8 protein-coding genes and 2 tRNA genes are annotated in these 11,750 nt (G+C 43.4%); all 10 read right to left on the reverse strand.

The annotated features are described in order from the left end of the window. Window positions 1-121: 121 nt before the first annotated feature. Window positions 122-1,480 (reverse strand): tyrosine-type recombinase/integrase, encoded by a 1,359-nt coding sequence (locus tag I3249_RS06420; RefSeq protein WP_238069169.1) that lies wholly within the window; start codon window positions 1,478-1,480, stop codon window positions 122-124. 165 nt (window positions 1,481-1,645) lie between these two features. After that, window positions 1,646-1,732: transfer RNA gene (locus tag I3249_RS06425), tRNA-Leu, on the reverse strand. Between the two features lie 124 nt (window positions 1,733-1,856). After that, a tRNA-Cys gene (locus I3249_RS06430) sits at window positions 1,857-1,930 on the reverse strand. A gap of 181 nt (window positions 1,931-2,111) precedes the next feature. After that, window positions 2,112-2,246 (reverse strand): putative transporter small subunit, encoded by a 135-nt coding sequence (locus tag I3249_RS06435; RefSeq protein ID WP_219621825.1) that lies wholly within the window; start codon window positions 2,244-2,246, stop codon window positions 2,112-2,114. A gap of 91 nt (window positions 2,247-2,337) precedes the next feature. Continuing rightward, window positions 2,338-3,987 (reverse strand): sodium:solute symporter family protein, encoded by a 1,650-nt coding sequence (locus I3249_RS06440; RefSeq protein ID WP_319823146.1) that lies wholly within the window; start codon window positions 3,985-3,987, stop codon window positions 2,338-2,340. 785 nt (window positions 3,988-4,772) lie between these two features. Continuing rightward, window positions 4,773-5,855 (reverse strand): formate dehydrogenase accessory sulfurtransferase FdhD, encoded by a 1,083-nt coding sequence (fdhD, locus tag I3249_RS06445; protein WP_238069170.1) that lies wholly within the window; start codon window positions 5,853-5,855, stop codon window positions 4,773-4,775. Between the two features lie 87 nt (window positions 5,856-5,942). Next, a complete protein-coding gene (locus I3249_RS06450; RefSeq protein ID WP_238069171.1) occupies window positions 5,943-8,264 on the reverse strand; it encodes an FdhF/YdeP family oxidoreductase in 2,322 nt (773 codons plus the stop codon). A gap of 216 nt (window positions 8,265-8,480) precedes the next feature. Then, complete coding sequence (locus tag I3249_RS06455) at window positions 8,481-9,275, reverse strand: ABC transporter ATP-binding protein (protein ID WP_057759272.1); 795 nt, start codon at window positions 9,273-9,275, stop codon at window positions 8,481-8,483. Between the two features lie 64 nt (window positions 9,276-9,339). Then, window positions 9,340-10,239 carry an ABC transporter permease gene (locus I3249_RS06460; RefSeq protein ID WP_101204314.1) on the reverse strand — a complete coding sequence of 300 codons (900 nt, stop codon included), beginning with the start codon at window positions 10,237-10,239 and terminating at the stop codon, window positions 9,340-9,342. A gap of 441 nt (window positions 10,240-10,680) precedes the next feature. Beyond that, a complete protein-coding gene (locus I3249_RS06465) occupies window positions 10,681-11,721 on the reverse strand; it encodes an ABC transporter substrate-binding protein (protein WP_160020900.1) in 1,041 nt (346 codons plus the stop codon). Between the last annotated feature and the right edge of the window lie 29 nt (window positions 11,722-11,750).

The raw sequence follows: 11,750 nt of genomic DNA on the forward strand, positions 1-11,750 counted from the left end.
ATAATTACTTCTTCAATAAAAAGGTACTATCGTTATAACTATACCTCTTTAGATACCATATACGCTAAAAAGGAATTTTTTAGATATAGTGTGTTTTTCAATCTATTTAGGCATTAAAGTACTACTCCTTATTTCTCAATAGCTCCAATACCTTATTCTCTCCAAGCTGAGCAATCAACGCTTGTAACTGTGCAGTAGGATTAGCCTTTACGTCTGTATTCACTTTAAACTCTGCCGTATCTCTACCTTCTCTTAAAGCATCTAAATAGTCCGCCCACTTCTGCATCATATCACTACGATCATCAATGTATTCAAATCGACCATATGCTGTGCCATTAGGATCTTTAGTCGTATGACCCAATGCCATCTCTACAAGCACAAGCGGATACTTTAAATGCTCTTGTAGGATGGTCTTCGCTGTCGCTCTAAAGCCATGAGCACAATGTATATCTTTATAGCCTAAATCCTTCAAACGCTTATTCGCCGTCGCATCAGATATGATCTGATGCTTTTTTGCCGTCTGGCTAAAAAATACGTATTCAGTATGGCCATTAATCTTTTTTTGTTCATGTAATATAGCTACCGCTTGCCGAGGTAGGGGAACGACCATGTCTTTGACCATATTTACCTTGCCTTGTCCTTTCAATGGCTTCAACCGCCACCTGCCAGCCTCTAGGTCTAGATCAGCCCAGCGCATACGTCTTAAATCACCATTGCGAACAAACAGAAGCGCTAATAGCCTAAGGGAATTTATGGTGTTTGGATCACCTTCTATTGTTTCAATATCTCTAAGAAGTTTAGCCAAGTCCTGCGGTTTAGTAACCGCAGGACGATGACCGTAACTTGACTTGGCCAACTGGCTCTTAATGAGCGCCGCAGGATCACTCGTACAGAAGCCTCGTGCCCCAGCATAGACAAACACATCACTGACAATACCAGCACAGCGTTCAGCCTTATCTGTGGGCTTGCCAGCTTTATTTAATGAGTTAGCCTGAATATCTAGTAGCACTTCAAGCATTCTAGGTGAGTCAATTTCACTGATAGGTTCATTACCAATATAGGAGCATATAAGCTCTAAACGGCCTTTCTTACGAATCAACGTATTACCTTTTTGAGTATGTTCTAGTCCTTCAAAATACTCCCAAGCAAAATGATTAAAAGAGTTTTTAGTTTTACTAATAATACTTTTCTTTAATTCTTCACGATGATTTTTAGGGTCAATACCTTTACTTAGTAAGTCCTCATATTCACGCCAAACTTCACAGGCACGAGCATATGAGGTACTTGGATATATACCGATGGAGATAATACTTTGCTTAAGGTCTGAAGGCGGGTAGTAGCGATACATCCATGATTTGGTTTCAGTAGGACGTACCATTAAGAATAGCTTGGGATGATTTTTGACAGGAACGAAGTATTTTTTATCTTCAGGCTTATGGCTGCTGATGCTTCGGTCTGAACTGATCGCTTTTCTTTCCATATCCTAGGTCTCCATGAGTAGACTCAAAACTCGGTATACTTGACAGTATACTCAAAGTGCATGGATTGGGATAGATAGAGCAGGACAGTATGGAACGCCAGATACAACAAAGCCCCTGATATCAGGGGCTTTAGCTGTTCTATAAGATAGTATAGGACTATGTAATGGTACCCGGAGCCGGACTTGAACCGGCACGCTATTGCTAGCGAGGGATTTTAAATCCCTTGTGTCTACCAATTTCACCACCCGGGCAAAACTTGTTTTATCTAAGATGTAAACTAGCTGATAGACCATCTAGTTACTAGATAAGTGGTCGCTATTATAATCGGTTGTGATAATAATGCAAGCCAAAATTAACGTAAAGTTAATAAATAATTGGAGGCTGGAGTCGGAATCGAACCGGCGTTAACGGAGTTGCAGTCCGCTGCATGACCACTCTGCCATCCAGCCAATCAAGGTCGCCTATATTAGCAAAAATATAGTAAATTACAAGTCCTTTTTTAATTAAAAACAGCTTATTTATTATCTTATCTATATTTAGCACCAATTTCAGGACATTTATGCTATTAATAGGCTTTTTCAAGCCGTCAGTAAACCAGCGTGTAATGATGATGGTTTAAAATATAGTGCGCTAAACAATATCTTTATTGTTACGTTTGGCACTTTTCACATCACGATAAGTGGCCGTGCAAATTAATACGAGTACGCCAAGAGTAATGGCGGGCCAAATTAAGATATATAAGCCGTAGATAAAAACGTTGTCCATGATATCTCCTTATAATATCGCTAAGTAAGTAGCGATTAGCCAAATACTTCTGGCCAATCGGCACTTGGATAAAGCGACTTTGATTTAAGATTTAAGATTTAAGTGACGATGGGATTTCCGACTTTTTATCGTAATTGCCCACACGCTGCTTAATTAAGTCGAAGTCGAAGTGTTCGTCTCCCATCAGGCTGATAATCACACAGACGACGGTACTAGCGCCGTAAGCTGTTAGAGAGGCTAGCAGGACCATATATTGACGTAAGAAGCCAGTAGCGAAGATAAGCATCAGCACTAGCGTGATAACTGCGGCGACCATGCCAATCTTACGACCTAAGAATCCAAAGACCATTAGCCCAATAACAACCGCTGCACCGACACTGGCCAGTATTTCAAAGAATAGGGCGGTGACACCAGTGATTGGGAGTAATTCGAAACGGGCAACGCAAAATAAGAGTAGTCCGACGATCACTGCTGAGGTAAAGGCAGTATTGGTGACGCGATTCCAAAACACACTGGCGATAACAGGGAAGACAATAGCCCCCCATAGTGCACCAACGAATACTAGCATGACGAGAATATCAAGCTTAAAGCTCGCAAAAATTAGTCCAGCTGCTGTCGCAACAATCATCGTGCCGCGACCAATTAGCATCATTGTTTTAGGTTTAACATGGCCTTTTTTGGCGATATTTTTACCGTAGACATCAGCCATCATAATGGTTGATAGCGCTGATAAATCTGAGTCAGCGGTCGAGGACAACGACCCAATCACTAAGATAAAGAATAAGGCGATAAAGACAGGATGCAGATAAGTACTGACCATTTGAGGAATGAGGTTGTTCATATTGCCATCGAGTGGCTCCACGCCAATCGTCACAGCCATTAGTCCAATCATTCCAAGACCAATAACGATACCAGCATAGCCGACTGTAGCAGTGATAAACGTCGCTTTAATCTTAGTTTTATCAATCGCAAATAGGCGCTGAGTGATGGTTTGATTACCGATAGCATATGCTAATACAGCGACGAAGTAAGGCGCACCTTGTTGAAAGAATGCCTCAGAGGAGAAAAAGTTCTGCTGCTCTAACGTCAGGTTCGACAGCCCGCTGACCATAACCTCAGGGCCACCCATGCCAAATAACACGGCGGGAATAATGACAATGCCAATGGCCATTAGAGCGACCAACTGGGCGAAATCCGTAAAGACAGATGCTCGAAACCCTGATGTCAATGTATAACTCAGGACACCGATACCTGCGATCATTACCCCTGTTTGGAACGATAATGGCGACAGGACTGACACCAATGCCCCAGCAGCGGTAAAGTTGACCATCAAGCTAATTAAACTGCCCATAATATTGGATATGGCTAAGATTAATTGGCTTGATGAACCGTGGCGGGCATGAATCAGTTCACCTAGTGTATGGCCATCTGGTGCCAATTCACGAAAGCGCATACCAAAAGGGTAGATGAACAAAATCATCAATGCACCCCAAAAGCCATAATGTATCGGCCCTGATACGCCGTACTTATAGCCAGAGGTGGCCGCAGCGTAAAATGAGGCTGCCCAAATCCAAGTGGCGGTCATGCTGGCTGCACCCATACCAAAGCCAACACCGTGACCTGCGACCATAAATCCAGAAGTGGTCTCTTTATCTTTTTTGATTAATAAGGACAGTAAATAGGTGCCGCCATAAAATGCTAATAATAATAAAATAATCGTTAATGATGAAAATTGGAACAATGACTCAGTTTTCAAACTCAGACCTCGCAATTGTTAGTTGATGAATAAAGTTCAGCAAAAATGAAAGATACCAAACCATTAGGAATACAGCATAGCCTACACAGTCCTCATACCGAACGTATGTGGCTAATATAAATAGCGAAAATACCAACTGCAGTGGTAAGCAAATGCTAAGTGTTACGCCCAAATCTTAATGAGACAGATACTGTCAAATCAAAAAGACAGGGACTACTTTCAATAGGCGTCAGTTAATGGGTAAACCATCACGCTATTAATAGGCATACACAAAGGTAGCTACATGCTAAAGAAAACTCATGTGATGAGTGTCTATAGCGGAATTACGAATAAGCACTAAGCCATGATAAAATGACCCGAACTCGATTTAGACAGCCTTATCAGCTGTAATAAACAATAGCTGAGAAATCTCTACTCATCTATTGCGATTGATGTGTTACTAAGCGGCATTAATAAATAAAACTACATATTTGTTAAGTGCCTGTAACATATTTGCGGGATAAGAGTAACCTATTATGTCATTAACCTCAAACATTATCCGATATTTACCAAACAATGACCGAAGATGACATATAAGTATTTATTTAAAGAGATTTAATAAGATTTTTAATAAAGCATTGAAAGATAAGGTTTTATTATTAGTAGCATTGAGTGATATATCGCTATGAGCTAAGTTATAACCATGAATGAGTAGCTGAAGCTTTCATTAGAAAAATAGATGATGAGCGATAGATGATGGTTGCTCTCAATGAACAAGTAGAAGTGAATTTTTATATATTATCTTGTTTGGTATAGTAAGTGACTCGGTTATCACGTAAAAATCCAGCCAATCCAAGGCCATAACGCTCAGCCACGCGCACTGCTGTACTGGTAGGCGCTGACATGCCAACTAGCCACGGGATTTGACTTCGAATAGACTTTTGAACCAGTTCAATAGAGAGACGCGAAGTCATAAGCACACAGCTAACGTCTGCTTTTTGGCGTAATTGCCAACCGATGAGTTTATCAAGTGCATTATGGCGGCCTATATCCTCAAATAAATGTAGCTGCTGATTATGTATCGTCGCTGCGGCATGTACCGCACCTGTCAGTTGATGCGTATGTTGCGCGGCATCCACTTGTTGACGCAGTGCCAATAGGGAGTCAAGACTTGGTGCGCTCGTTTGAATGCCGTTTATACCTATCTGTCGGTTATGTTCATGGTGTAAATGGTCTTGTGAGTAAGTACTTAAATCAGGCAAAGCTTGCGTTAGTCCAGTAATACCGCACATACCGCAGCCTGTACGCCCTGCGAGCTGCCGCTTTTGTGCCTGTATACGTTGATGGCAGCGTTGGCTCAATACCAACTCCACGACATAGATATCGTAGTCTTGAAATTGTTCTAAGCTTTGCTCAATTGATACTGAGTCAAGATCTTCGTCACTCGAATCTTGAACGAACTTCTGGTAGCTAGCGATATCTGCAAGGTGAGTCACTTCCCAGTCGAGTAACTCGTGACTGTATTGAATTAATCCTTCGCTAAATAAGAACCCAACAGCTAAATACTCTAACTGATGAGGACTGGCCATCAGCACAGCATAATGAATCCCATTAATAATGATAGAGACCGCAGCTTCGACTGCTAAGCTGGTGGTCTGAGATTCGATTTGAAGGTGAGAGTCATTATTAGGGTTGCTAATAACTGACGGGTAATGATGCTTTTGTGCTAAGTGACTACGAGCAAGTGGTGTCTCTGACAACCTATCATCGTTAGGTGATTTAGGTACAACTCTCTTAATGTCGGTTGAGTTATCTATCATAGCGGGGTCGATAATAGCCTCACTTTGCTCAGCGTTATATTCAATGGTTATCACGGTTTATCATGGCCTAAAAGTAGGGGCGTGCTTATGGTCATTTAGAGAGCCAATGAAAATATCATTATTGGCTCTTCGCAGTATGATTTACGCAGGCGTAGTGATCGACGTATTTGCTTCTACGCGCTCTAAAACGACAGTGGTCGATTTGTAAGCTGGGATATGAGAGTCTGGCGCATGTGTCTCCAAATCAAAGAGGTCATTGCATTCAGGATAGTAAGCGGCAACAGCGTTAGAGGCAATATCCATCTCGCTCAATACCAATGGGCCTAATACACGCGGTTGCTCTAGGCTATCTTTAGCACGCTGGCGAGTGACCATAACACGGTCACCTTTTTGCCAACCCAAACGGCTTATTTCATCTGGATGCATGAACAGTACATCACGGCGATCCGTTTGACGATAGCGGTCTTTAAACCCAAAAATCATAGTGTTGAATTGATCGTGGCTACGGACACTAGTCAATTGCCAAACCTTTTGTGCTGTATCTGCATGGTCATCGATATCATTTGCAGCTGCCATTTGTGCAGCGACAAAAGTAATCGGATATTGTGGCACTTCAAACTGGGCTTTGCCGCTCTCGGTATTCCATACACGATGACGCGCTGCATGATACAAATGAAAGCCACGCTCAGAGGTGCGAATACGTTGATTAAAGTCTTCAAATCCATTAATAGCTTGAGCGATATAGTCCCGGATAATATTGAAGTCTTCACTCATCGCCAGCCAAGGAATAGACGTGTCGGCGCCGAGTACATGAGTCGCGATATCCGCTACGATTTGCGCTTCAGATTTTAAAGTGTCGCTAACAGGTTTGAGTTTGCCCTGAGTGGGTACGATCTGACACATGGAGTCTTCGATAGTGGCAAACTGCTCACCCTTTGTTGTGACAATACGCTCGGTACGACCTAGGCAGGGCAGGATCAAATTATTAGCACTGGGGTATAGCATAGTCTCATTAAGCTTAGTGCCGACAAATATATTAAGCTGAGTAGTGGTTAAGGCTTGCTCAATCGCGCTGGTATCAGGGGCGGCCACTGCATAGTTACCACCCATGCCCATAAAGACTTTCAATTTACCTGCGATAAGAGCCTTGGCACCTGTAACGACATCGTAGCCATGCTCTTGCGGCATAGGGTGCTCAAACACACGCTCTAAACTGTCTAGTAAGCTTTTGCTAGGACGCTCATGGATACCCATAGTGCGATCGCCCTGTACATTGGAATGTCCACGTACTGGGGATGCACCAGCGCCGTCGATACCAATCATACCCATCAGCAGGAGCAAGTTGGTAATCATCGCGACATTGTCATCACCCTGTACATGCTGAGTAATGCCCATGCCCCAAGTGCAAATCGTTGCTGGACTATCAGCTACTAGCTCAGCGAGATTGATAATATCTGTCTGAGAAATACCGCAGCCAAGTGTGATATCTGACCATGACTGCTCTGTTAGCCACTGTTTTAGAGGTTCAAATCCTGAAGTATGAGTGGTAATAAAATCATGATTGATTTTATCGTTTTCAATTAACCACTTGGCAATGCCAGTCAATAGCGCTGCATCACCGCCGATTTGAATTTGAACAACATCATCGACCATATCAGCACTTTGACCAGCTGCCATGTGCGTTGGTTTTTGTGGATTTCTAAATTTACTCAGGCCTTGCTCACGCATCGGGTTGATTGAGATGATTCGACACCCTTGCTCATGCGCATGGGCGAGCATCTCTAACATACGTGGGTGGTTAGTCGCTGGGTTTTGCCCAAACATCAATATCAGCTTAGCCTGCTCGAAATCTTCTAACATCACTGTCGCTTTACCAATACCTAGCTGTCTGCTTAGCATTACTGAGGTTGGCTCGTGACACATGTTTGAGCAATCAGGCAAATTATTGGTACCAAAGCAGCGTACGAACAATTGAAATAAGAAGGCAGGCTCGTTAGTCACACGTCCTGATGTATAAAATAGCGCCTCATCAGGTGAACCTAACTGTCCTAACTGCTCAGCAATTATGCTATAAGCGGCTTCCCAAGGAATAGGAACATAGCGATCTTGCGCCGCATCGTAATACATCGGCTCTGATAAACGACCACTATGCTCAAGCTCGTACCCCGACCATCCTTGTAGCTCAGTGACGGTATGCCTTGCAAAAAACTCGGCATCTGCTTTATGGGTCATGGTCTCACTGGCAATGACTTTAATACCGTTCTCACAAACATCGATAGCTTTGTGTGACTTATGGTCAGGCCATGCACAGCCTGGGCAGTCAAATCCGCCTTGGGGCTGATTGCTTTTGAATACACTTATACCGCCGCGCAAAAATGTCTTATAGTCCATTAGCTTTTGGGTAGATGAGATCAGCGCAGGCCAACCAGCAGCAGGGTGGGAGTAGATAGGAATTTTGCGCATGACAGACCTCATATAGTAAGTGACAACAGCGAAGCTTTGATAGACGACAACTATATAATGGTCAGTGGAAAGTTCATATGATCATTAACTATAGATAACAAAAAACCTCCAAGAAAAATCAATTCTCTTGAAGGTCTTTGAAGTTGTCGGAAGTGGTTATATTCGACAGGTACAGATTTATAAGTCGTAAGTTATTGGTAGTATTAGCTCAAAAACTTAGCTTAAAATCAGGCTGTCATCTTCAACTTTTTCGCCACGTGTTTGCTCGAACATATCGAGTAGATCATGTACGGTCATGCCTTTGCGAATGTCACCAGCCACATCCAACACGACTTGACCTTGGTGTAGCATAACGGTGCGTGTGCCATGTGCTAAGGCTTGTTGCATTGAATGGGTGACCATCATCGTAGTCAGCTTATTGTCCGTGACAATCTTATCAGTCAATTCTAAGACAAACGCCGCAGTCTTAGGATCGAGAGCTGCAGTATGCTCATCAAGCAACAAGATTTTAGAGGGCTGCAATGATGCCATTAGCAGACTTACCGCTTGACGTTGACCACCAGAGAGCAAGCCCATACGATCGGTTAGACGATTTTCTAAACCTAATTTTAAAACGGATAGTTTTTCTCGAAACAAATCGCGGTTGTTCTGGTTCAGTGCAAATTTCAGACCGCGATTACCACCACGTTTGTAGGCCAAAGCCATATTTTCTTCAATCGTTAGCGCTTCACAAGTGCCCGCCATCGGATCCTGAAAAACACGAGCAACCCAATGCGCACGTTGATGAGCAGACTTTTTGGTCACATCAATACCATTTAGCAAGATTGAGCCACTATCGACGCGTGTCGTACCGCTTACTGCGTTCAAAAAAGTAGATTTACCTGCGCCATTGGTACCGATGACAGTGACAAATTCACCATCAGCAATGTTTAAGCTGATACCACGTAGGGCAGGGTTTTCGATGGGCGTGCCTGGGTTAAAGGTCAACCGTAAATCAGTGGCTTGCATCATAATCGTTATTCCTTATTGTCTCTTCAAGCGAAGCAAGTGTTATAAATACCTGCTTTGACTGTCATTAGGCGCGAACTTTGCGTGATAAAAACTTGGTTTTCGCTTTTGGCAATACCAAGGCTAGTACCACGAGCAGTGCAGTAATCAAGTTCAAATCCTGTGGACCAAAGCCGATACTACGTAGCGTATCGCTTGATAGTGCGACCTGAATAAACAGTTTGTACAATACCGCGCCGACAACAACGGCAAAGGTGATCAGCCAAATACGCTTGGCAGGAATGATGGTCTCACCGATGATGACCGCTGCTAGACCGATAACGATCGTACCGATACCAATCGAGATGTCCGCGCCGCCCTGAGTCTGGACGAACAGCGCTCCCGCTAAGGCAATCAAACCATTAGAAATCGCCATACCGATGATGGTCATCCACGAGGTATTGATACCTTGGGCCTGTGCCATTCTTAGGTTTGAGCCAGTAGCGCGCATCGACAGACCTGTCTCAGTGCTATAGAACCAGTTCAAAAATAACATAGCAGCTGCGACAACGACACCGATAATCAGGCAGCGCATCCAATAACCATTACCATCGGTCACCAAGGTGCTAAACACTGTGGTTTCGCCAAGGAGGGGTAGGTTTGGCGCGCCCATGATGCGTAGGTTGACAGAATATAAGGCAACCATGACCAAGATACTGGCAAGCAGTTGCAAGATGCCAAGTTTGACATGCAACCATGCAGTGACGATACCAGCGACTGAACCTGCTAACATCCCAAAAGCACAGGCCAACCATGGGTTGATACCAGCGATGATAGAAATACCAGCGACTGCACCACCTAACGGGAAACTACCGTCAGCGGTCAAATCTGGAAAGTCGAGCGTACGAAATGAGATAAGCACACCGAGTGCTACTAGGCCATAAATCAGACCACTTTCAAGCGCACCAAAAAAAGCAATTAAAGACATAAGAGATCAGTAAGTCATAACCAAGTGTCTAGCGTATGGTACCAAGATAAGTAAATGGCAATTGCCAAAATCATCTACCTGCTAAACAGCTAAGCGGTGAATTTAACAGATTAAGCAATCTGCGGTTAGGGTAAACCAAAACATATCACGATTAACAACGATCATAAGCTACCTTGGTTTGAAGCGATGGTTCAAGGCACTGCAGTGTAATCAATCAACATATCCTCTACTTAACAAGTATCAGATAAATTGGCAGACAAATACAGCACTATTAAACACGCTTCCAAAAAAGACTCTGTTTAGACAAGAAGCCCAGCCTAATGACTCATAGCTGGGTTTCTTATTTAATCATTAGCTGTATATTTAAGGTATACAACACAGTATCAAGTAGTGTCGCTTTCCTATTTATACCTGCTATTGTGAGCCAAATACAAAGGTGCGTTATTCTACCACTTCTTTTGCTTTATCGATAACCGCTTGTGGCAACGTAATGCCTTCTTCTTTAGCATGTTTTGGACTGACGTATAGATCAAGCGCTTGTGGAGTGTAAACAGGGATAGCACCTGCTTTTTCACCGTTTAAGATACGTACGACAATTTTACCAGTTTCACGGCCAAGCTCATAGTAGTTCACGCCTAGAGCAGCAACGGCACCGCGCTCAACTGAGCTAGTATCTGAGGCAATTAGAGGAATCTTACTTTGTTTAGCAATTTGATAAAGTGATTCGTACGCTGATACTACGTTGTTGTCAGTTGAAGTATAGATCATATCGACCTTACCTTCGAGACTACGGGCTGCCATCGCGATGTCGTTACTACGCTGTGCAGGTGCTTCAAGTACATTGATACCGAGCGGCGTTAGTTTCTCTTTTAGATTTTTTAAGATAATCGTTGAGTTGACTTCACCTGGGCTATAGACATAACCGACGTTCTTTAATGATGGAATGATTTGACGCATCAAATCAATTTGTGGCTCATACGGTAGGGCATCTGATGCGCCTGTAACATTGGTGCCAGAGCCATCTAGCTTAGGTACCAGTTTTGCTGCTACTGGATCAGTAACTGCTGAGAATACCAATGGAATGCTGCTAGTAGAAGCGGCAACAGACTGTGCAGACGGTGTTGCAATAGCGACGATAACATCTGGCGCATCAGCGACAAATTGCTTTGCAATCTGACCAGCAGTAGCAGTGTTTCCTTGTGCGCTTTGGAAGTTAACGGTTAGGTTTTCACCGTCCTTGAAGCCTGCTTCGTTTAGCTCATCGATGACACCTTTACGTACATCATCAAGCGCTGGATGTTCGACGATAGCAGTAATAGCAACGGTCTTCATAGCCGTCGCTGCATCACCACTAGCGGCAGCATCAGTGGAGCCATCATCTTGTGCTGATTGATTACAACCAGTCAAGATAGCCGTACATACACCACCTAATAATAAAGCCTTACCGAAATTAAAACGACCAAAACGATTTTGAGACAACATGGGTCTTACTCCTAAAATAATAGTGTGTC

This window comes from Psychrobacter sp. Ps1 (assembly GCF_022129425.1).
Lineage (GTDB): Bacteria > Pseudomonadota > Gammaproteobacteria > Pseudomonadales > Moraxellaceae > Psychrobacter.